Source organism: Arthrobacter sp. alpha11c (assembly GCF_054149985.1).
On sequence record NZ_CP196747.1, the window covers coordinates 2,092,379 to 2,114,366 of the forward strand.

The following is a 21,988-nucleotide window of genomic DNA, read 5'->3' on the forward strand; positions in this document are numbered from 1 at the left end:
CAGACCACTAACCCACGCAAAAGACCACGTCAAAACACGACGTCACATCACCGGATTCCACAAAGAGAGGGACGCAGCCGTTGCAGCGGCTGCGCCCCAAAGGACCCGGGCCAATCATCCACACCCAAAAACAGCAGAAAGATTGAGAATCATGAACACACGATTCACACGGATCCTGGCAACCAGCATAGCTGCGGCGGCCCTCGTTGGCGGCCTGGGCGCCTGCAGCAAGGGCAGCTCCTCGTCCACAAGCGAAGGCCCCAAAGAGATCACCATGTGGACGCACGCCGCCGGAAACCCGGAAGAACTGGCGGCAACCCAGGCGATCGTTGACTCCTATAACAAAAGCAGCGGTGCGAAGGCGCAGATCAAGGTGCAGGCTTTCCCGCAGGAGTCCTACAACGATTCCGTCGTTGGGGCCGCGTCAGCCGGGAAACTTCCCTGCATCGTGGACATTGACGGGCCCAACGTTCCCAACTGGGCGTGGGCCAAGTACCTGGCGCCACTGAAGCTGTCCGCTGACCTTTCCAAGAACCTCCCCAGCACCGTTGCCAAGTGGCAGGGAGAGACCTATGCCGTTGGGTACGGCGACGTCGCTTTGTCCATGTTTGCCCGCAAATCTGATCTTGCTGCGGCGGGCGTCCGGGTCGCGACCATTGAGAAGCCATGGACGAAGGACGAGTTCCAGGACGCGCTCACCAAACTCAAGGCATTGGGTAAATGGGATTACCCGTTGGACATGGGTACTGCCGGAACGGGCGAGTGGCTTCCCTATGCATACTCGCCGTTCCTGCAGTCCTTCGGCGGAGACCTGATCAACCGCGAGGATTACCAGTCTGCTGACGGAGCCCTTAATGGCGACAAAGCCGTCGAATGGGCCAAGTGGTTCCGCGGGCTGGCGGATCAGGGCTTCATGGCGACCAAGAGCGGGAAAGATTCCACCCAGGACTTCCTGAACAACAAGAGCGGCCTCCTCTACACCGGTTCCTGGGCAGGCGACAAGGCCCGGGCCGCCCTGGGAGATGAGCTGGTGGTCATGCCCAGCGTGGATCTGGGCAACGGTCCCAAGATCGGCGGAGCTTCCTGGCAGTGGGGCGTCACCAGCGGCTGCAACAATATGGACGCCGCGATGGACTACCTGTCCTATTCCCTGAAGCCGGAAAACGTGGCTTCGGTCATCAAGGCAACGGGAGGCATCCCCGCCACTAATGAAGCCGCGGCCCTGATTCCCGCATTCGCCGAGGGCGGTGCCAACCGTATCTTCATGGAGTTCTCCCGCCAGTACGCGGTATTGCGGCCTGAATCCCCGGCTTACCCGTTCATCGCCACCGAATACGGCAAGGCTGTCCAGGACATCCTGGCCGGCGCGGATCCCAAGACTGCCCTGGACAAGGCGGTCAAGGCGATTGACGCCAACATCAAGTCCAACGGCGGCTACAAGAACTAGTCGGCGGCAGCCGAACGGAACGGCGACGGCGGTACTCACCTGCCGTCGTCGTCGGACCTCCCGGCCCCCGACTGTCAACGGAGAACCCCATGACAACCACCCAAATTCCTCCTACTCCCGGCCGCCGCCTGGCGGCCCCCGCCCCCGCCGCACCGCCCAGCAAACCTCATCGCCGGCCGCGCTACCTGCGCGAGCAGCTCAGCGGGTGGGCAATGATCGCCCCCGCCGCAGCCCTGCTGCTGCTCTTTGTCTTCCTCCCGGCGATCCTGGGCTTCGGACTGGCATTCACCAACGCCCGCCTTGTGTCACCGCGACCCGTTGAGTTTGTGGGTGCGGATAATTTCATCCGGCTCTTCACGGATCCCACATTCTGGCGGGCACTGCTGAACGTCAGTTACTTCGCGGTTGTAGTGGTGCCCGTCCAATCGGGCCTTGCCCTGGCGATGGCGCTGCTGATCAACAAGAAGTTCCGCGGCGTGAACTTCTTCCGGACCCTGTACTTCCTTCCCGTGGTGACGTCCATGGTGGTGGTGTCCCTGCTGTGGCTGTTCATGTACCGCAAGGACGGGCTGATCAATGAGTTCCTGTCCGCGGCCAGCTTCGGCCTGATCGACGGCCCGGACTGGCTCAACGATCCCGCCACATCCATGCCGGCCATCATCATCCTGTCGATCTGGCAGGCCGCCGGCTTCCACATGATCATCTGGCTCGCCGGCCTGCAGAGCATCTCCGGGGAGCTGTACGAGGCAGCCCAACTTGATGGGGCAAGCCGCTGGCACCAGTTCCGTTACGTCACCTGGCCGGGCCTCAAGCACACCCGCACCCTGATCCTGGTGACCATCACGATCCAGGCGCTCGGGCTCTTCGACCAAGTCAGCGTCATGACCCAGGGCGGCCCGCTCGATTCCACCACCACCATCATTTTCGAGGCGGTGCGCTCCGGCTTCAAGCAGCAGGAAACATCCTATGCCTCGGCCATCTCCCTCGTATTCTTCGTCCTGGTGCTGCTGATCTCCGCAGTGCAGCGCTACCTGACCCGAGAGAAGGACTGACATGAAAGAGACACTCGCATCCAAGGGTCTCAGCAGTGCAGGGACCACGGTGGTACGGATCCTGTTTGGCGTGGTCGCCGCCTTCCCCCTCCTGTTCATGGTGGTGTCTTCGCTCAAGCCGGACCAGCAGATCTTCGGGGACATGTCCTCGGTGGCAGCCTTCCTGCCCATCGGCAATATCTCGTTCGACAACTACGCTGCCGTGTTTGACCGTGTGCCAGCCGCCCGCTTCCTGATCAACTCCATCGGGGTTTCTGCAGTGACGGTGGTGTTGGGGATCTTCATCAACAGCCTCTGCGCCTTCGCCTTGTCCCGGATGCAGGTCCGCGGCAAGCGCATAGTGTTCACGGCGATCCTGGCCACGCTGATCGTGCCCTTCCAGACGCTGGCGCTGCCGCTGGTGTGGTGGGTGAACCAGTTGCCGTTCTTTGAGCTCAACGGGTTCAGCCTGGAGATTTCCAAGGGCTGGCTGGACACCTACCAGGTCCAGATCATCCCGTTCATCGCCAATGCGTTCTCCATTTACCTGTACCACCAGTACTTTGAGTCGATCCCGAAGGAACTGGATGAGGCCGCGAGGATTGACGGCGCTGGGTGGTTCAAGATCTACCGCCTGGTGGTGATGCCCCTGGCAGGCCCAGCGACAGCCACGGTGGCGATCCTGACGTTCCTTCCCGCCTGGAACTCCTACCTGTGGCCGCTCATGGTGGTCCAGTCCGAGGAGCTCCGACCCGTCATGATCGGCATCCAATACTTCTTCCAGCTCAACGTCTCCTGGGGCGAAGTCATGGCTTATGCCTCCCTCATCACCGTCCCGGTGGTGGTGCTGTTCATCGCATTCCAGCGCTCCTTCATCAACAGCATCGCCTCCAGCGGCGTCAAGGGCTGACCCGCCTTGCCCCTCATGCGAAAGAGAAATACTCCCATGAACACAACCACCGACCTCGACTGCCGGTACCGGCCCAAGTGGCACTACTCCGCGCAGCGCAACTGGCTCAACGACCCCAACGGGCTCCTCTACTCCAATGGCGTCTACCACCTCTTCTACCAGCACAACCCGGACGGCGATACGTGGGGCAACATGTCCTGGGGTCATGCCACTTCGGTGGACCTGCTGCGTTGGGAAGAGCAGCCCGTGGCCATCCCCTGCGACGACGAAGAAGCCGTCTACTCCGGCTCCGCTGTGGTGGATATCCATAACACGAGCGGTTTCGGCACTGCGGACAACCCGCCCCTGGTGGCGATCTATACGAGCGCCTACACCTCCGGCTCGCCCATGGCCGGCCTCCAGGCGCAGTCCCTTGCCTACAGCACGGACGCCGGCACCACCTGGACGAAGTATTCGGGGAACCCGGTGCTGGACAGGGTTTCGCCGGACTTCCGGGATCCGAAGGTCTTTTGGTACGACGGCGACGCCGGCAGTTACTGGGTGATGGTCGCCGTCGAAGCAGCCCGCCGCGAAGTCGTGCTCTACAGCTCACCGGACCTGCTGTCCTGGGAATACCTCAGCACCTTCGGCCCGGCGAACGCCACCGGAGGCGTGTGGGAATGCCCGGACCTCTTTGAACTTCCCGTGGACGGCGACGCCTCCAACACCCGGTGGGTTCTGGTGGTAAATCTCAGCCCGGGCGGTATCGCCGGCGGCTCCGGCGGCCAGTACTTCCTCGGAACGTTCGACGGCGTGACGTTCCATTCCGAAACTACCGTCACCGAAGGCCTCCAGCCCGATGACACCCGGATGGCCGACTACGGCTGGCTCGACTGGGGCCGGGACTACTACGCCGCCGTCTCCTTCAGCAACGTGCCCGACGGACGCCGGCTCATGATCGCCTGGATGAACAACTGGCAGTACGGCGCTGAGACACCCTCCGACGGCTGGCGCAGCGCCATGTCGCTCGTTCGCGAAGTGAAGCTGGTTTCCCGCGGCGGGCGTCCCGTGCTGGTACAGGAGGCCATTGACCCTTTCGAAGGCCATGGGACGGAGATGACACTGGGCCGGCAACGGCTGGAATCCGGCCTGACGTGGCTTCCCGAAGAGGTATCCGGGGACGTGCTGAGGATCGATGCCGAGTTCGAGCCCGGGCATGCCGGAAGGGTCGGCATCGTGCTGCGGGCCGACCCGCAGCGAGACGCCGCGCCGTGTGTCTTTTCCGCAGGCTCAGAGCGCACAGTGCTGGCCTACAGCCCCGCAACGGAGGAACTCAGCCTGGACCGCACCGAATCCGGCAACGTGGGATTCCACGAGGCATTTCCGTCAGTGGATCGCGTTGCTGTGCCGTTGGAAGATGGCCGGATACGGCTTCGGATCTTCCTGGATCGCTGTTCCGTCGAGGTCTTCGCCCAGGACGGCAGGGCGACCATCACCGACCAAATCTTTCCGGCGGACTCCAGTACCGCCGTGGCCTTCTTTGCAGAAGGTGAGGGGGCAAGCCTGGTGAGCTTCGCCGTCGTGCACTAACTAGAGGTTCGCAAACCGCTGGAGGGGAACGACGCGTTGAGCGTCGCTCCCCTCCGGCGGTTTTGGAAAACTGACTAGTTCTTGTGCACCAGGTAGATGGCGCCCGTGGTCACGTCCTCCTCGAGAGCCTCCAGCGTGCGTCCGCGGGTTTCCGGGACCTGGGTGTAGATAAACACCAGCGCGAGGATGCCCACGACACCAAAGAGGAAGAATGTTCCTGTGATCCCCATCCCGGCAACAAGTGTGGGGAAGAAGAGACCCAGCAGGGCGTTGGCGATCCACAGGCAGAAAACGGACAGGCCAATGGCGAAGCCGCGGACGTGCAGAGGGAAGATCTCGGACAGCATCACCCACACCGCAATGTTCAGGAACGTCTGCATCGATCCCACGAATGCAACCACCAGGAAAAGGATCACGAACGGCCTGGCCGCGTTGCCCACCGGGAGGACGATCGATGCGATACCGATGAGGAAGTGGCAGACCGTGGTCAAGGTGAAACCGAGGAGCAGCGTTGTGCGGCGGTTGACGCGCTGCATCAGCGTCAGCGCAATGACACCACCGACGACGGCGATCACACCGGGCGCGATATTGGCGACGAGCGCGGCATTGGAATTGAATCCCGCCTCAACGAGTACGGATTGGCCGTAGTACATGATCGAGTTGATGCCCGTCAGCTGCTGGGCAACACCAAGCCCAATCCCTACAAGAATGATGCGCAGGATCCACTTGTCCTTCAGTGCGCCCCATGATGTAGCCCTCGATGCTCTTTCTTCGTCCGCCAGGTGCTTCACGTCCGCCATTTCTGCTTCGGCGCGGTCCTCCGAGCGAATGGTCTTCAGCACTGCCAGGGCTTCCGGGTTCCTACCCTTTGAGATGAGCCAGCGTGGAGATTCCGGCATCCGCAGCATGCCAAAGAACAGTGCGATGGCGGGAAGCGCGGCAACGGCAAGCATGATGCGCCAGACTCCGCCAACTTCGCCCCAGACATTGCCGATGATGGCATTGACAACGAACGCGGCCAGCTGGCCGATGACAATCATGAGTTCGTTCCGCCCGGCCAGGGAACCACGGATTTCGTACGGCGCCAGCTCGGCAAGGAAGACGGGCACCACAGTGGAAGCACCGCCAACGGCCAGGCCGAGGATGACGCGCCCGAGGACCATTACCTCGAAGCTTGGCGCCGAGACACAGGCCAACGTACCCATGAGGAACAGCACGGCCAGGAGGATGATCGTCTTCCTGCGGCCCCAGCTGTCCGAGAGGCGGCCACCGCCCACAGCTCCGGCAGCTGCACCGAACAACAGTGAACTGGTGACGATCCCCTCCGTCAGCGGTGTCAGTCCGAGGTCGGCTGTCATTGGCCTCAGCGCGCCGTTGATGACACCAGTGTCATAGCCGAACAACAGGCCCCCGAACGTAGCCACCAGGGCAACAAGGCCCAGGCGCTTACGATGCGGGCCATTGGTTAGCGGAGGAAGGGCAGCATTGCCGGTTCCTTTGCTCTGCGTTTGCGTAGCAGACATCAGGACTCCTTTGTCAGTGTGTTGCAGGCCATAGTCGCCTGCCCTGAAGTACAGACTAACGCGCGAAAGGCTTAAATGTAAGGTCAAACTAACAAATGACGAATTTTCCTCTTTCCCCCGTGGGAGGATGAACTATGGCTCCTGACGCTCAGCACCGCCCCGCCACGCAAAGCGACGTCGCGCGCGAAGTGGGTGTTTCCCGGACCTTGGTCTCCTTCGCCTTCCGCGGCGCACCAGGTGTCAGCCACGAGACGAAGCAGGCCATCTTCGAGGCCGCCAAGCGTCTCGGGTACCGGCCCAACGCGGTAGCGGCCGATCTGGCACGCAAGCACCGTTCCGCCGTCGGGCTTTATCTGCTGGACATCCGCAACGAGATATACGCCGATGTTCTCAGCGGCGTCCGGACAGCGCTCCCCCAAGACAGCAACCGGCTCATCCTGAGCGTTTCGCGGTCCGTGGACGGCGTAGATCCTGGCGCGCTGGAATCGCTGATTGAGGCCCGGGTCGGAATTATCATCGCAGCTACGCTGCTGGACTCGGACGAACACGTGCAGGAGATGGCCCGGATCGTCCCCCTGGTGAGTGTGACCAGGCCGGTGCGCGGCGTGGACAGCGTGTACTCGGACGACTTTGCGGGGGCGCGGGCGGCAACCCAGCATCTCCTCAGCCTCGGGCATACGCGCATCGCCCATCTCTCTGGCCCGGTCTACGACGGCCACGTCGTCCGCCGCCAGAGTTACGAGCAAACAATGCGCGACGCCGGGCTCTCACCGCAGACGGTCGCAGCAGAGGACTTCACACCGGATGCAGGACTGCGGGCCGCCGCACAGATGCTAGACCATTCCGACCGGCCGACTGCGATTTTCACGCACAACGACCAGTTGGCGCTTGGCGTACGTGAAGCCGCCTACGCACGGGGACTCTCGATTCCCGAAGATTTGTCCCTTGTGGGCTATGACAATACCAAGACCGCACATCTGCACGGCATCGACCTGACGTCCGTGGACTTGCATGCTGTTGAATTGGGTCGGACCGCCGGCACAGTAGCCTTGGAACGGCTCAATAATCCGGATGCCCCTATCGCGGACGAACGCCTCATGCCGCAATTGGTGGTGCGCAACTCGACAGCGCCGGTCAGGCGCGTGGCGGGTTAGTTATGAGTGGGTTCGCCAGTGACCTGGTGGTCGGCGAGGTTGATGGTCTCCTGGATGAGCCTCACCAAGTGGCCGTCATGGAGGCTGTAGATGACGTGCCGCCCGTCCTTTCGGGTGTCGACCAAACCGCTGAGCCTCAGTTTGGCCAGGTGCTGACTAATAACCGTGCGCGGGACAAGAGCTGCTTCGACCAGTTCTGTGACGGTCTTGGGGCCTTGGGCGAGCTGCCACAGCAGGTGCAACCGGGTAGGTTCTGCGAGCATTCGAAGAGTCCCGGCCGCGCTTTCCAGTAGTTCGGGTCCCGCCGTGACCGGGTGGAAGAGCGAGGGCTCGTTGGGAGCGTCAGGGAAAGGATTACTCGGCTGGCTGCTCAACGTAGCGCTCCTTCAGATCGGGTGCTCCTGCTCCCCCGGCATCATGCCGTGGCCAGGACAGGAAAGCTCCTGCACTGCCCAGTATCGCAAGAATTGTCAGGGCACCTGCAGCCCAACCCAAACCGGCGGCAGCTCCAAGCCATCCCGCCAACGGATAGCTGAGGATGTAGCAAGCATGAGAGAGCGAGAACTGGGCAGTAAAGACGTAGGGCCGCGTCTGTTCCGTGGATGCTTCGCGCAGTAGGCGTGAGGACGGAGTGAGGATGGTCGAATTGCCTGCGCCCAACAGGAACCACAAGCCCAGCAGCAGCCACCATCCCACTCCAGGCCCAGCCGTGAGGGTGACAGCCGTCGCCCCAGCCAGCCCGAGTGGAATCAGCGTGGCGCCTGTGAGCATCACAGCCCGGTCCCCGAACCGTTCCAGCACTTTGGGGGCCGAGATAGCAACAATCATTGAGCCCACTCCGAAGCAGGCGAGGGCCAATGCCAAATCTGTCTCAGGCCGGTGGAGGACTTCACGCACGTAAACCACAGAGTTGACCAGTATCAGGGCTGTGGGTGCTGCCACCACTACATTCAGGGCGAGCAGGGATCTGAGTCTCCGGTTCCGCCAAAATATCCTGGCACCCAAGGTGGTGCGGTGCCAGAGAGATCCCTGGGTGGTTGAGCCAACCGGAGACGCGGGAAGGGCAGTCATTGCCACCAGGCCAGCGGAAACCAAGAACCCCGCGACTGTGCCAAGGAACAGGTTGTTGTAGCTGGTGATACTCAACAGCAGGGCCGCCGCTGCCGGGCTGACGAGGGCTTCCATGTCATACGCCAGCCGCGACAAAGACAGGGCCCGCGTGTAGTCTCTTTCATCCTTGAGCACAGTGGGAATCAGGGATTGGAACGCCGGCGTGAAGGTCGCGGATGCCGATTGCAGCAGGAAAATCACGACGTAGATTTGCCAGGCTTCGGTAATGAACGGCAGGCAGAGGGCCATGGCAGCCCTGACCAGGTCCGCGCCGATCAGCACCGGTTTCTTCGGAAGACGCTCCACCAAGGCGTTGATCACAGGAGCGAGACCAACATAAGCGAGCATCTTTATGGTTAGCGCCGTTCCCATCACGGCACCTGCGTTGCTGCCAGCCAAGTCAAACGCCAGCAAGCCAAGAGCCACGGTCAGCAGACCAGTTCCCACCAAAGCGACGATCTGCGCTGCAAACAACCGCCGGTACGTCGAATCCCGCAAAACCGACAACATCGCAATCCAACCCATCAATAAGTACATATGTGCACTCGTGTGCACTTGTTGCTTAAAGAATAGGCGTTGAAGGCCCTTTGTTCAAAGTGGCCGATGCTTGGGCTGGATGTGGTGCAGGCGGGTGGTGTCAGGCGAGGACTTACCGGGGCAGGCGGTACCGCACATGGGTGACGAGCGTGGTGCCTGCCACTTCCGTGGGTTCAAGCTTGAGATTGCCCACGCCCTCCAACAACCGCTCGCCTCCACCCAGAATCATGGGCGAAATGTGGAGCCGCAGCTCGTCCATCAACCCCGCGTCAAGGTACTGCCGGGCTGTCTGGGCTCCACCAGCGATGGCCACGTCTTTGCTTCCCGCAGCTTCCCGTGCCTGGGCAAGCGCGGATTCGATCCCGTCGGTCACGAAATGGAAGGTGGTGCCGCCCTGCATCTCCAACGGCTCATGTTGATGGTGGGTCAGGACGAAAACCGGCGCGTGATAGGGCGGTTCCTCACCCCACCATCCCCGCCATTCCTCGTCCCAGACGTCTGGGCCGGGCCCCGCGAACATATTCCGCCCCATGATGAACGCACCGGCCGCGAGGATTTCTTCAACCTGGGCGGCGTTGGCTTCGGCCTCTTCAAACATCCATCGGTGCAGGAGTTCGCCGCCGTCGCCCAGTGGCTCCGAGACTCGCTGGTTGGGACCGGCAATGAAGCCGTCCAGGGAGATGGTCAGATCGCACGTCACTCGGCTCATGGGCCCATCATGCCACTGGGAAACCTTCACCAACCAGAGCGGCCCTCGCCAAATCCTCAGCTGCGGCGGAAACTGGGGCTACACATCTCAGGAGGACCAATGACATCCGAATTGCTGGAGCGGCTCAACATCCTGGTCGGCGAATGGGAAACTACGGCCCCCGGCATGGACGCGGTGGGCCGAACAACGTTCGAATGGCTGCCAGGCGGCGGTTTCCTCATCCAACGCTCCACTGTTGAGAGGCCCGAATTCCCGAATGCAATCTGCGCCATCGGCGCTACAGGATCAGACGGCGCACTTCAGCAGCACTACTTCGATTCCCGAGGCGTCGCCCGCCTCCTGGACATGACCCTGGAAGGGAACGTGTGGACCCTTTTCCGGGATGGGCCCGATTGGCCGCAGCGCTACATCGGCCACATCAGCGAGGACGGGACCACCATCACGGGGCGCTGGGAGCGGGGAACCTACCTCGGCGCACCGCTTGAGCACGACTTCGACCTGGTGTACACACGGATCATCGCGTGACATCAAGCCAGCCACGCCGGATCAACGGAATAACTCCACCTCATGGACAGATCCCCGGCCCGGTGGGAACATAAGGGCGATAGTCCGGAGGCACCGCCCGGTCAGGCCGGGGCTGCCTTCAGGTCAGCTTTCCTCTGAGAGGAACGGCCATGGGTCGTCTGGGGACCGGGAACAGCGGGAATTCAGGTGCGGAACCAGCACCTGATCCGGCACGCCACAGTGCACGCCACGCGGGAGCGCAGGACGCCGAAACCCAGAACGTCCAAAGACAAGGCATCGAAAAAGTTGACGCCGTGGTGGTCGGTTCCGGATTCGGCGGTTCGGTGGCTGCCCTCCGCTTGGCCGAGGCCGGACAATCCGTGGTGCTCATGGAACGTGGCAAGCCCTATCCGCCCGGTAGTTTCGCGCGTTCGCCAGCCGAGATGGGCAGGAATTTCTGGGACCCGGACCGCGGCCTGTACGGGCTTTTTGATGCCTGGACATTCCGCGGCACGGAGGGCCTGGTGTCCAGCGGTCTGGGTGGTGGCTCACTGATCTACGCCAACGTCCTCCTGCGCAAGGACGAAAAATGGTTCGTCAACGAGTCCCCCATCCCTGGCGGCGGTTACGAGAATTGGCCTTTCACACGGGCGGACCTTGACCCGTACTACAAGGCCGCAGAAGACATGCTCCAACCGGTCCGTTATCCGTACAACGACACGGCCAAAACCATGGCCATGGAGAACACCGCCGCAACCCTTGGCCTACCGATCAGCAGGCCACCCATCGCCGTCACTTTTTCCACGGATCCCACCAAGGAACCCCAAACCAACAGGCCCCTCCCCCTCCCCTCCTACGGCAGCATCCACGGACCAAACACCGTCCGGACCACGTGCACGCTCAGCGGTGAGTGCGATATCGGCTGCAACGCCGGCGCCAAGAACACGCTGGACCACAACTACATTTCGGCCGCAGCTCATCAGGGCGCGGATATCCGCACCTTCCACGATGTCCGCGGGATCAGGCCACTTGCGAGGGGAGGCTACGAGGTCCGCTACGTGGTGCACGATCCCGAGCGCCAAGGCGAACTCCTCAAGGAACGAATCATTCACTGCCGCCGGCTCATCCTCGGCGCCGGCACGTTCGGCACCAACTTCCTGCTCCTGCGTAATCGAAGTTCATTACCTGCCCTTAGCGACTCCATAGGCACCCGGTTCAGCGGCAACGGCGATCTCTTGACGTTCATCATGGGCGCCAAGACGCCCGCGGCCAACGGCTCCCCACCCGGAGTGCGAACACTCACCGGCAGCCGCGGACCAGTCATCACCACCGCGATCAGGATCCCCGATTCCAACGACGACGACGGCGATGGTCGCGGCTACTACGTGGAGGACGCCGGGTATCCGGCCTTCATGAACTGGCTCATGGAGACCGCCCAGCTCGGGACCACCGTCAAACGCACAGCCAAAGTTGCCCGCCAATTGCTCAAGGACAGGCTGTTCGACGCCGGGCGCTCGAACGTCTCCGCCGACCTCGCCGCCGCACTGGGTGACGGCCGCCTATCCTCCAGTTCCGTGCCGCTGCTGGGGATGGGCCGGGATATTCCCGACGGCGTCATGACCCTTCGCGACGGGAGGCTCGCCATTGCCTGGACGATGGCCACGTCCAAGGACTACTTCGGACGCGTCCGCGGAACAATGTCCGAAATCGCCAAGGACCTCGACGGAGATTTCATAGACAATCCGCTGTGGTGGGCCAAACGTGTCATCACGGTCCACCCCATCGGCGGCGCACCGTCGGGCCGCCACCCGGGCGAGGCGGTGTGCGACTCCTACGGCGAGGTGTTCGGTTATCCCGGCCTGTTCGTGATGGATGGGGCAGCCATGCCTGGCCCCGTGGGCGCCAACCCTTCGCTGACCATTTCTGCTTTTGCCGAACGGGCGTGCCGTCACATCCTGGAGAACGCCCACAGTGCCGGACACAAGGGAATTACCCCCGCCGATGCTGCTCGAAGTGACGACCGGGCCACTGACCACTTGGCCGACGCTTCGGCTCCGCGCGAATTGGCACCGGACGCTACCAAGGGCAAGGGCGCGCGGAAGGAGCGGCCTGCGAGCGCAGTCGCAGAGGGCGCGGCCGCAGAGGGCGCAGCCGCCACCACGGGAGCAAGGAGCCGTGATTTGGGGCTGCCACAACCCCAAACCCAGCAACCCCAAGACCAGAAACCGGCGGCTACAGAGACCACCACCTCTGTGCGTTTCACGGAGCAGATGCACGGCTGGTTCAGTCCCGGTCTCAGTGATCCCGAGAAGGGGCGAAGCCTGGGCAGGGACCGTGGCCGCAGGATCATGTTCGAGCTGACAATTACGGCCGAGGACATGGATGCGTTCGTGAAGGATCCGGGCCACCCTGCGAAGGCGGAGGGGTATGTCCTCGCAGACTATTTTGGTGGCCGGATGCCGGTGGAGCGCGGCTGGTTCAACCTCTTTGTGGAGGACGCTTCCGACGACGGCAGGCCGGCCAGGCGCATGCTGTACCGGTTGTGGCTGCGGGACCCGGGCGGAACGCCGTTCACGTTCACGGGGTACAAGTTGATCCATAACGAGGCCGGGCTGGATATCTGGCAGGACACCACCTCGCTGTACGCGACAATCCTGCGCGGCCACGTTCCGCCGTCGGAAGCGGCTGATGTCCAAGAGCCAGGCGAGGAGGACGTCTTCGGTGCCGGCATTCTGTACATCCGCCCGCTGGACTTCGCCAAGCAACTGACCACCTTCCGTGCCGAGGGCCCGGCGCCTGCTGTGGGTTTGGCGTCCTTCATGAAATTGTTCGCCGGCGAGTTGTGGGAGGTCTACGGGCGGGGCCTCAAACGGGTCCCGTTCCCGGTCCGGAGCCCACTGCGACGGCCACGCAGATGAAGAGCTGGGAGCTTGCGAAGCACCGTAATGTCCTGGGCTTCACTCCCCAGGCAGCGGTTCGCTGGCTCTCGCCGATGTCGCTGGCACGGACGGCATTGAAGGTCATGGCAGCTACTGTGTTCGCTGACTTCGGTGACAAGAGGGAACTTGAGGGCAGCTTCCCTGCCGATCCTTTGCGCCTGAATAAACTCCCGGTCCCCGGCCAACCAGCCCAGCCGCCGGTCACCAGCCGCGGGCTTCCAACCCCCGGGGAGCTTGAGGCGTCCCGCACCACAAATCCCAGCGGGCCGTTAAGCCCTGCTGATTTGTGGCTCGATTACACCGCCGATCTTGGAGATGGCTTCGACGCGACCTACTCCGTTGCGCTGCTGCTCGCCCAGGACAAGCTAACCGTTCAAGGCCATGAGCTCCCCCGCGGAAAGGTGCTGGTCCTCGGCGGCGATGAGGTCTACCCCGTCGCTTCACCGGCTGCCTACGAGAATCGGATGGCAGGACCATACCGGATGGCGTTGCCCACCAAGCACAATCCCACACCCATCATGCTCGCACTCCCTGGCAACCACGACTGGTACGACGGACTGACCTCGTTCATCCGGATGTTCACCCGGCAACGCAGCATCGGGGGCTGGCGGACCATCCAGACGCGCAGCTACTTCGCGGTCCGGCTCACCGGGAAATCACCCACGCAAGTTTCCGCCGGACCACAGGACGGTACACCGGGTTGGTGGCTCCTGGGCCTGGACAGCCAGTTGGGGCAGTACATCGACGAACCACAACTGGACTACTTCTACCGGAACGTCACCCTCCAGCTCCAACCAGGAGATGCCATCATCCTGTGCGTGGCAGCTCCCTTTTGGGTTGACGCCGAGCACGCGGGGCCGAATGAGTTCAGGCAGGTCAACTTTTTCGAGCAGGACTACCTGCGCCGTCGGTTCAATCCCGAGACCGGGCTGTTCGAGGCCACGGGCGCAAACGTCCGGCTGTGGCTCACCGGCGACCTGCACCACTATTCCCGCTACGAGGAGCGGACGTCTCCTGACGAACTGGGCACGGACGAACCAAACGGGCAAAACCTCCCGGCGGACCCAACAAGAACGCAAATGATCACCTGCGGCCTGGGCGGCGCCTACCTTTCAGACGCCCATTGGCTCCCGGAACATCTCGTCCTTCCCTGCCACGAAAACGCACCGGGCCTGTCCTCCAGCGTCACCCAACCCGGAAACCCCCACGGCGTCCACGAACACGCACGAACCCGCCACTTCACCCGTATGCCCACCCTCTACCCGGACCAGGCCGATTCCCAGTTGCTCGGTCCACGGCTCGCGAACCCCTTCTCGCTATATTGGCTCCCCATCCGCAACCCCGGCTTCGGTTTGTCCCTGGGCATTGTGCATGTGATCGCAGCAGTAACGCTCTGGACAGTCTTCAGCGCGTTCCGCGGGGAATCCTTCGTGGACAGCCTCCGCAGCCTGACCCACGGAAACACGCTGCTCCTGATCCTTTCGGTGCCGCTCCTGCTCGCAGTCCTCTCACTAGTGGCACGACTCCTTGGGCTGGCCAAGGCCGGGATCGTGGTCTTCACCCGCGGCGCGCTCTACCAGCTGTCCGCGCTCGCGGTGAGTACCGCCGTCGTGATCCTGCTTCCTTGGCCGGACGGCTGGCCTGACGTCGTCATCCTGCTGCTGGCGCTCGCGTTGGTGTACCTGGGTGGCTGGGCCCTTGGCAGCGAGGCCTTCGCGCTGTTCATCCTTGCGACGCCCAGCGGGGAGGTCTCTACGTGGAAAATGTCCGGCCAATCCATTGAAGACCACAAGGGATTCCTGCGCCTCCACCTCGCCGCCGACGGCAGCCTCACTGTCTACCCGCTGGTGGTGGACAGAGTGTGCCGCGATTGGCAGCTGGCAACGAACGACGACGGCGCGCGGCTGGTTCCGGAGTCCGGTCTTCCTGCCGTGCGGCTGCTTGAAGAACCCATCACCATCACGCGGAAAGGAACCGCACCATGATCATCACCCGTGCCGAGCACCGGACCGAGGTCATCCCGTTCCGGGCCCGGGACAACACGCCCTTGAGCCTGGTCCATGTGACGTCGCCCGTGGAGGTGACTAAAGGACCGGTCATGTTGGTCCATGGCTCCGGCGTGCGGGCGGAGCTGTTCAGGCCACCGGTCCGGACCACCATTGTGGATGTCCTGCTGGAGGACGGGTGGGACGTGTGGATGCTGAACTGGAGGGCATCCATCGATCTCGATCCCCTGTCCTGGACGCTTGCCGACGCTGCCGTGTACGACCACCCTGCCGCCGTCGAGCATGTCCTGAACGCGACCGGCGCGGAAACGATGAAGGCCGTCATCCACTGCCAGGGATCGACGTCGTTCACCATGTCCGCCGTGGCCGGTCTCCTGCCCCAAGTGGACACCATCGTCTCCAACGCGGTGTCCCTGCATCCCGTGGTGCCTGCGTTCTCGCGGCTCAAGATCGACTACCTGACGCCTGTGGTCAAGGTCTTCACTCCCTACCTGTCCCCCGCTTGGGGCTATAAGTCGCAGGGCTACTTCACGCGGGCCATCCGAGGCTTGGTCAAGGCCACCCACCGCGAGTGCGACAACATCGTCTGCAAGATGGTCAGCTTCACCTACGGCAGCGGCCGTCCGGCGCTCTGGGCCCACGAAAACCTCGACGACGCCACTCACCAATGGCTCAGCGGCGAGTTCGCCGAGGTCCCGGTGACGTTCTTCGAGGAGATGGGCCGCAGCATCAAAGCCGGGCACATGGTAGCTGCCGGAAACCATCCGGAACTGCCGGACAACTTTGTGGCCGAGGCTCCCCAAACCGATGCACGGTTCGCGTTCATCGCCGGGCTGGACAACCTCTGTTTCCTTCCCGAAAGCCAACAACGCACCTTCGACTTCTTCCAGAAACACCGGCCCGGGAAGGACTCGCTCCACCTCATTCCCGGCTACGGACATCTGGACGTCTTCTTTGGCCAGCATGCATGGCAGGACACCTTCCCGGTCATCGTCGAAGAGCTCAACAAAACCCAGGAACTCAATCCAGTCCAGGAGCCAAGGTCATGAAAACACTCACCGAACTGGTTACCCCCCTGCTCAAGCTCATGCCATCCCCGGTTCCCCGACGCCAGGAACGCCTCCGCGGCCAGCACGCACTGGCCGATGGCATCAAGTACGTCATGCCGGTCAATTCCGATGACTCCCCTGTGCTCATGGCGGCCTTCCCCATCAACAAGAAAGCCGCAGCGGCAGCACTCCCCGGCACGGAGATGCGGCCCTTCAGCCTGGGCGGCAAAGGGCTGCTGGTGGTCACCGTGGTCAACTACAAGTCCACGGACATCGGCAAGTACATCGAATACTCACTGGCCATCGCCATCACCCACGGCAGCAGGCCAGCCCCGCCCATCCTCCCGCTGATCTTCCAAAAAACCTTCAAGCTGGGACAGTTCGTGGTGGACCTCCCCGTCAGTTCGGAGATTTCGGTCAAGGGTGGCAAGGGAATCTGGGGCATGCCGAAGCACCAGGCCAACCTGGACTTTGTGGTCACTGATTCCACCGTGTCAGCACAATACGACAAGGACGGCCGGCTGGGTTGCTACATCGAGATCGAACGTCCCGACCCACCAAGCGCAACTCACCTGCCGCTGAAGCTTGCTGCGTCGAACTACTGCGTCTTCCGGAACATGCTCTGGAAATCGGACATCTACTTTGAAGCTACCGGTGACATCGCGCTCGGAGCACAGGCCAAGGCGCGCCTCATCCTCGGTGACGCGCCCGGCGTCGAGCCTTTGAAGAACCTGCAGGTGGAAAGCAAACCTGTGTTCACCGCCTGGCTGCCGCAAGCCCACGGTGTCCTGGACGACCACTACGAAGCCTGGTTCCTCACCGCACCTACAGAATCCGCCGCAGCCGCCCTTCGCGGAGGCGACATGCTGGACAGCGTCGTGAACCTGGGCCAGAGCCAGGAATGGCTGGCCCCGCCGGACCGGAGCAGGACCGCACGCACGGCACCAATGCGCACGGCACCAGACTCCGGCGCCGTACCCCGCGCTACTCCGGGAAGCATCCAGTGAACTGGCTACTGCTCATCAACGCGCTCTACTTCCTGTTCGGCGCCACCATGTATGTAGGCACCATGTGGGTCCTCAAGTTCTTTCTGTACCCCACGTGGCGGTCGCTGGCCCGCGAGAACGTAGATATGCACTTCGGCATCCCCACCCGCGCAGCAACCAAGTTCTTCACCATCGTGGTGCCCATCATGTTCATCTCAGGCGGCATCCTGGTGTGGTCCGAGTGGGGCACCATCCGCGTCATCCCAGCCATCATCTGCTTGCTGGGAATCATCGTCCTGACCTGGGTAGGCCAAGGCATCATCATCCCCATCAACAAGCGCATCCGGGGCGGCGACTTCGCGGACGACGCCGAACTCCGCTCTCTGCTGAAACGCTGGATGATGCTCAACGACATCCGCTTCTACGTCTCCACGCTGACCTGGGCCGCCATGGTGTGGCTGCTAGTGGACCGCGGACGCCTGCTGGAGTCCTTCGCATGACCGCCCATCAGCCGGCACAACCCGCGCCTCACCACCAAGCGCGACGCCCCGGCGTGTTGGCTTGGGCCACCGCCGATCCACTGCGCGCCATCCTCGCAGCGATCGCCGTCATCACGGTGCTGACCGGTGCAGTGCAGGTCCCGTTTGGCGGACAAATATTGCCCTTGATAGGCGCCGAACCCACCCCCGGAATGCGGCAACTCTTCGGCACAGTAGGCATGTTCATGGTGGTGGTGGGCGGACTGCTCCTCCACACCCTGCTCAACGCCGTGCCCTCCCCCGAGGTGGTGCTCTGGTCCGGACTGCAGAAAGCCGGGGCATTCGGAGCTGTCGGCATCGGGGTACTGAACGGCGTCTTCTCACCCATCGCGCTGCTGGTGGCCTTCTTTGACCTCGCGACGGCGGTACTCCTGGTCGTCTATTGGCGCAGGATCAGTGGGGGCATGCCCGGAGGAAACGCGCTGTGAAACGGTCTTTGGTGCTCGCCGGCGGCGGAATGCGCGTGGCCTGGCAGGCCGGCGTCATGCGGGCGCTCGCCGAGGAAGGCCTGGAGTTCCACCATGTTGACGGCAGCTCCGGAGGGATCCTGACGGCGGGGATGCTGCTGTCCGGGGTGTCGGCGGAAGAAATGTGCACCCGGTGGTCCGGCGTGGACGTGAAGGACTTTGGCTCGGCGCTGCCGGTCGGTGACTACCTCAAGGGCCCCTGGGCCCTGCCCGCTATTGGTGACGCGGACGGCATCCTGAACAAGGTCTTTCCCGCCCTGGGGATCAACGACGCGACTATCCGTGGCCGCGCGGCCGAACCGGGCGCCGTCGAAGGTTCCTTCAACGTGGTGGAGTTCACCGAAAAGCGATGCCACGCCATCGATGCCACCGCCATTGACGCGGAGCTCATGGCTGCGGGAATGTCACTGCCCATTTTTCTGACACCGCTGCGCCGGGATGGAAAGATCTGGACGGATGCCGTCTGGATGCGCGACGCCAATGTAGCCGAAGCGCTGCGTCGGGGAGCGAAGGAAGTGTGGCTGATCTGGTGCATCGGCAACTCGCCATATTGGGGTGACGGGCCCTTGGAGCAGTACGTCCACATGATCGAAATGAGCGCCACGGGAGCCCTTCTCGCTGATTTCGAGGTTGCGAGCGCGGCTGGACGCGAGTTTGTGCTGCATGTGGTGCGTCCTGAGCATCCGCTCCCACTGGACCCAGAGTTCTATCTGGGAAGGATCGACGCCGACACCCTGATCGGCATGGGTTACCGGGACGCCCGGGCGTACCTGGACATCATGACGCCAGCCGGCGTTCCGAAGGACGCCAGTTGCACCGCGATGACAGAACCACCGGCGGGCGTCCGATTCAACGACACCCTGCGCGGAGAACTGGAGGGCTCACCCCTGACGTTCAAAGCCACCGTCATGCTGCCCACGGCCGGGTCCACTGTGCCGCCGCAGTTCACGGGATTCCTGGAGCACCCGCTCTTGGGCGGCCGCGTCTTTTTCTCGGATGGGCGCGTTGAAACGGAGCGCCACGACGTCACGTACCGTGCTCGGATCAGGCTCGACGGCGGGTGGCAGGACGTGTCCCTGACGCGCACCTTGCGGGACGATCCCGGTCCGGATGCCTGGACCGACTCGCGCCAGGCAATATTGCGCGTGGACGGGTCACAGGTGGGGAGCCTGACTGCCGAGCTGGTCATGAGCCTGGCCGATGCGGCAGGGCTTCTGGCGTCTGTGGAGCCAGTGGGTGCCCACGGCTTCGTTGACCGGGCGGAGGCCGTGGCCAGCTTCGCCGCCAACGGATTGCGGGAGTTGCTGGCACGGTACTGAACTTCACTGTGATCGCTGAACTCCAGTGTGATCCACGTTATTACCGGCCGGTAAACAGCGCGCTACCGATCTGCAAAAGATGGCAACAAGGGGGAAACACCCGCGAAAAACCGACACCCTACGCTAATGATCAACAGGTCACGCCAGCGAAAGGGCCAAACATGTCCTCCACACCCGTTCACATTGTCATTGCAGGCGCAGGTCCCGCAGCCCAGGCTTTGGTGCGGCGGCTGGCCGGCAGCGGTTCAGGTTCCCGGCAACGCCCCTTCGATGGCAGCATCACCGTGCTCAGCAATCGCGACGAATGCCCCGAGGCTCTCCTGGAACTGGCAGAACTGCCGCAGGTCTCGGTCCGGTTCGGGCAGGCCGCAAGTTTCATTGACGCCGAAGCGAAGATCGTCACCACCGTGGACGGCATGGAGTTCTCCTACGACCAACTGGTGATCGCCACAGGTTCAGCTCCAAGCCTCCCGCCAGTTGTCGGCGCCGAAGCGGGTCTGAGTTACTCCACCATCGACGACGCCACCAACATCGGTGAAGCGGTCAAGGACGTCACCAGAATCGTTGGCCGGCGCCCGCTGGGAATCCTCGTCGGCAATGGTCCCGCAGCGGGCCAGGCAGAGGCCGTGCTCCGGGCCCGCGGAGTCCGTCCCGTCCGCACCACCCTCCGCCCTGCCGCCGTCGTTCCTTCCACTGCAGGTTCCGTCCCGGCCGCCACCGGCATCCTTTTCGAGGACGGCAGCAGCATGAACGGGGACCTCGTGGTCCTCGCCGAGGAACGTACGGCGCGTAGCGAACTCGCCGAAAGTGCTGGTCTCCTGATTGCGTCCGACGGCGGCATCGCAGTAGGGCGAGACCTCACCACCTCCGTCCCGGGCATCTGGGCGATAGGCGACGCCGCTTCCTGCGACGGTCTCCGACTGGGTCTCCTTCTCTCCGCCGAATCCTCCGCGATGCTGTGCGCCTCGGGGATGCTGTTGGGCGTACGGGGCAGCAACCAGCAGGCCGCGATGGCGGCCTAGCTGCGGCCTCCATCTGCCTACATGGACAACCCCGACTGGCAATCGGACCATGTGGCAAGATGGTCCTTTGACGGGCAGTGACAACCCTGCGGCCATCGGGCCGGCCACGCCCGGCACGGAAGGATCCCATGAGCAACGAAGCCGTCGCGCCTGTAAGCATTGCCTCGTACATCGACCACACACTGTTGAAGCCGGAGGCCAGCGAGGCCGAGGTTTTGAAGGTTTGCGCCGAGGCCGTCGAGTACAAATTCAAGTCCGTCTGCGTCAATCCGATCTGGGTCAAGACCGTCACCAAGGCCCTCAAAGGATCCGGAGTACTGACCTGCTCGGTTATCGGGTTCCCGCTGGGCGCCACACCCACCGACGTCAAGGCGTTCGAAGCCCGCGGGGCGGTGTTGGATGGCGCCGATGAGATCGACATGGTGATCAACATGGCGGCCGCCCGCGCAAATGACAAGGGCGCCTTGGTGGATGACATCACCGCCGTCGCCGAAGCTGTCCACGCCGGCGAAGCGATCCTGAAAGTCATCATCGAGACGTCGATGCTGACCGATGAACAGAAGGTCATTGCCTGCGAAGCCGCCGTGGAGGCCGGGGCTGACTTCGTCAAAACCTCCACCGGATTCAACGGCGGCGGAGCAACCGTTGAAGACGTTGCCTTGATGCGCAAGACCGTTGGGCCCGATGTTGGGGTCAAAGCGTCCGGCGGAGTGCGGTCCCTGGCTGACGCACAGGCTATGATTGCTGCTGGTGCAACACGTATCGGAGCGAGTTCCGGAATAGCCATTGTCAAAGGTGAACAGGGTTCATCGGATTACTGAGGCATCCGCGACCGCCACAGATTTTGAGCCCTGCGGGGCCGAGGAGGAATGAATGTCCAAGAACGCAACAAGCGCCCCCATTGAAAAAGAGAACAACCTCGGCGGAAGCATCGTCCTGTTCCTGATTATGATCGTGCTCTTCCTGGGCGCCATCTACTCCCTGTCATTCCTCACCCTGGATAACCCGTGGCCGATGGCCGTCTGCCTGGGCCTGTTCGCACTGGCATTCTGGATTCCGCAGACCATCCTTGGCCGCTCGGACTCAGCTGGCGAAAGCTAAACTTTCACGCAGTTTCTCAATGGCCCGGGCATATGCCCGGGCCATTGCTTTTTGGGGCGGGCTTAG

The 21,988-nt window shown here is 62.8% G+C and carries 20 protein-coding genes; 16 read left to right on the forward strand and 4 right to left on the reverse strand.

Annotation, left to right across the window (positions count from 1 at the left end; genetic code table 11):
• Positions 1–151 precede the first annotated feature (151 nt).
• The 4 genes from ACTAQJ_RS09535 to ACTAQJ_RS09550 all read left to right on the forward strand — a co-directional run bounded on the left by ACTAQJ_RS09535 (position 152) and on the right by ACTAQJ_RS09550 (position 4,957).
• Complete coding sequence (locus ACTAQJ_RS09535) at positions 152–1,447, forward strand: sugar ABC transporter substrate-binding protein (protein WP_498701809.1); 1,296 nt, start codon at positions 152–154, stop codon at positions 1,445–1,447.
• Between the two features lie 89 nt (positions 1,448–1,536).
• The gene (locus ACTAQJ_RS09540; protein WP_498701810.1) at positions 1,537–2,499 is read left to right on the forward strand and encodes a carbohydrate ABC transporter permease; all 963 of its coding nucleotides are present in this window, start codon (positions 1,537–1,539) and stop codon (positions 2,497–2,499) included.
• Position 2,500: 1 nt separating this feature from the next.
• Positions 2,501–3,388, forward strand: a complete 888-nt coding sequence (locus ACTAQJ_RS09545; RefSeq protein WP_498701811.1) for a carbohydrate ABC transporter permease — start codon at positions 2,501–2,503, stop codon at positions 3,386–3,388.
• Between the two features lie 36 nt (positions 3,389–3,424).
• The gene (locus ACTAQJ_RS09550) at positions 3,425–4,957 is read left to right on the forward strand and encodes a glycoside hydrolase family 32 protein (protein WP_498701812.1); all 1,533 of its coding nucleotides are present in this window, start codon (positions 3,425–3,427) and stop codon (positions 4,955–4,957) included.
• Between the two features lie 74 nt (positions 4,958–5,031).
• On the opposite strand, the gene ACTAQJ_RS09555 is transcribed toward ACTAQJ_RS09550, so the two are convergent.
• The gene (locus ACTAQJ_RS09555; protein ID WP_498701813.1) at positions 5,032–6,480 is read right to left on the reverse strand and encodes a sugar porter family MFS transporter; all 1,449 of its coding nucleotides are present in this window, start codon (positions 6,478–6,480) and stop codon (positions 5,032–5,034) included.
• Positions 6,481–6,614: 134 nt separating this feature from the next.
• Between ACTAQJ_RS09555 and ACTAQJ_RS09560 the strand changes: the two genes are divergently transcribed.
• Positions 6,615–7,634, forward strand: a complete 1,020-nt coding sequence (locus ACTAQJ_RS09560; protein ID WP_498701814.1) for a LacI family DNA-binding transcriptional regulator — start codon at positions 6,615–6,617, stop codon at positions 7,632–7,634.
• On the opposite strand, the gene ACTAQJ_RS09565 is transcribed toward ACTAQJ_RS09560, so the two are convergent.
• The 3 genes from ACTAQJ_RS09565 to ACTAQJ_RS09575 form a co-directional block, all read right to left on the reverse strand.
• Positions 7,631–8,008 (reverse strand): ArsR/SmtB family transcription factor, encoded by a 378-nt coding sequence (locus ACTAQJ_RS09565; RefSeq protein WP_498701815.1) that lies wholly within the window; start codon positions 8,006–8,008, stop codon positions 7,631–7,633. The genes ACTAQJ_RS09560 and ACTAQJ_RS09565 overlap by 4 nt on opposite strands.
• Entirely contained in the window at positions 7,989–9,254 is a 1,266-nt protein-coding gene (locus ACTAQJ_RS09570; protein ID WP_498701816.1) for an MFS transporter, read from the reverse strand. The genes ACTAQJ_RS09565 and ACTAQJ_RS09570 overlap by 20 nt, the downstream gene beginning before the upstream one ends.
• Positions 9,255–9,393: 139 nt before the next feature.
• Positions 9,394–9,990 (reverse strand): dihydrofolate reductase family protein, encoded by a 597-nt coding sequence (locus tag ACTAQJ_RS09575; protein WP_498701817.1) that lies wholly within the window; start codon positions 9,988–9,990, stop codon positions 9,394–9,396.
• Positions 9,991–10,089: 99 nt separating this feature from the next.
• Between ACTAQJ_RS09575 and ACTAQJ_RS09580 the strand changes: the two genes are divergently transcribed.
• The 11 genes from ACTAQJ_RS09580 (at position 10,090) to ACTAQJ_RS09630 (ending at position 21,922) form a co-directional block, all read left to right on the forward strand.
• A complete protein-coding gene (locus ACTAQJ_RS09580; protein ID WP_498701818.1) occupies positions 10,090–10,515 on the forward strand; it encodes a hypothetical protein in 426 nt (141 codons plus the stop codon).
• 149 nt (positions 10,516–10,664) lie between these two features.
• A complete protein-coding gene (locus ACTAQJ_RS09585) occupies positions 10,665–13,412 on the forward strand; it encodes a GMC oxidoreductase (RefSeq protein WP_498701819.1) in 2,748 nt (915 codons plus the stop codon).
• The gene (locus ACTAQJ_RS09590) at positions 13,409–15,418 is read left to right on the forward strand and encodes a hypothetical protein (protein WP_498701821.1); all 2,010 of its coding nucleotides are present in this window, start codon (positions 13,409–13,411) and stop codon (positions 15,416–15,418) included. Before ACTAQJ_RS09585 ends, ACTAQJ_RS09590 begins: the two co-directional genes overlap by 4 nt.
• Positions 15,415–16,488 carry an alpha/beta fold hydrolase gene (locus tag ACTAQJ_RS09595; RefSeq protein WP_498701822.1) on the forward strand — a complete coding sequence of 358 codons (1,074 nt, stop codon included), beginning with the start codon at positions 15,415–15,417 and terminating at the stop codon, positions 16,486–16,488. The genes ACTAQJ_RS09590 and ACTAQJ_RS09595 overlap by 4 nt, the downstream gene beginning before the upstream one ends.
• Complete coding sequence (locus ACTAQJ_RS09600) at positions 16,485–17,495, forward strand: acetoacetate decarboxylase family protein (RefSeq protein WP_498701823.1); 1,011 nt, start codon at positions 16,485–16,487, stop codon at positions 17,493–17,495. The genes ACTAQJ_RS09595 and ACTAQJ_RS09600 overlap by 4 nt, the downstream gene beginning before the upstream one ends.
• Positions 17,492–17,974 carry a hypothetical protein gene (locus tag ACTAQJ_RS09605; RefSeq protein ID WP_498701825.1) on the forward strand — a complete coding sequence of 161 codons (483 nt, stop codon included), beginning with the start codon at positions 17,492–17,494 and terminating at the stop codon, positions 17,972–17,974. Before ACTAQJ_RS09600 ends, ACTAQJ_RS09605 begins: the two co-directional genes overlap by 4 nt.
• Positions 17,971–18,441: a hypothetical protein gene (locus ACTAQJ_RS09610; RefSeq protein ID WP_498701826.1), complete on the forward strand. Its 471-nt coding sequence runs from the start codon at positions 17,971–17,973 to the stop codon at positions 18,439–18,441. The genes ACTAQJ_RS09605 and ACTAQJ_RS09610 overlap by 4 nt, the downstream gene beginning before the upstream one ends.
• Positions 18,438–19,799, forward strand: coding sequence for a patatin-like phospholipase family protein (locus ACTAQJ_RS09615; protein WP_498701827.1), 1,362 nt, complete (start codon positions 18,438–18,440; stop codon positions 19,797–19,799). The genes ACTAQJ_RS09610 and ACTAQJ_RS09615 overlap by 4 nt, the downstream gene beginning before the upstream one ends.
• Positions 19,800–19,960: 161 nt before the next feature.
• A complete protein-coding gene (locus tag ACTAQJ_RS09620; RefSeq protein ID WP_498701828.1) occupies positions 19,961–20,821 on the forward strand; it encodes an FAD-dependent oxidoreductase in 861 nt (286 codons plus the stop codon).
• A 128-nt stretch (positions 20,822–20,949) separates the two neighbouring features.
• Positions 20,950–21,642, forward strand: a complete 693-nt coding sequence (deoC, locus tag ACTAQJ_RS09625; protein ID WP_498701829.1) for a deoxyribose-phosphate aldolase — start codon at positions 20,950–20,952, stop codon at positions 21,640–21,642.
• A gap of 52 nt (positions 21,643–21,694) precedes the next feature.
• Positions 21,695–21,922 (forward strand): hypothetical protein, encoded by a 228-nt coding sequence (locus tag ACTAQJ_RS09630; protein ID WP_498701830.1) that lies wholly within the window; start codon positions 21,695–21,697, stop codon positions 21,920–21,922.
• The last annotated feature ends 66 nt before the right edge of the window (positions 21,923–21,988 follow it).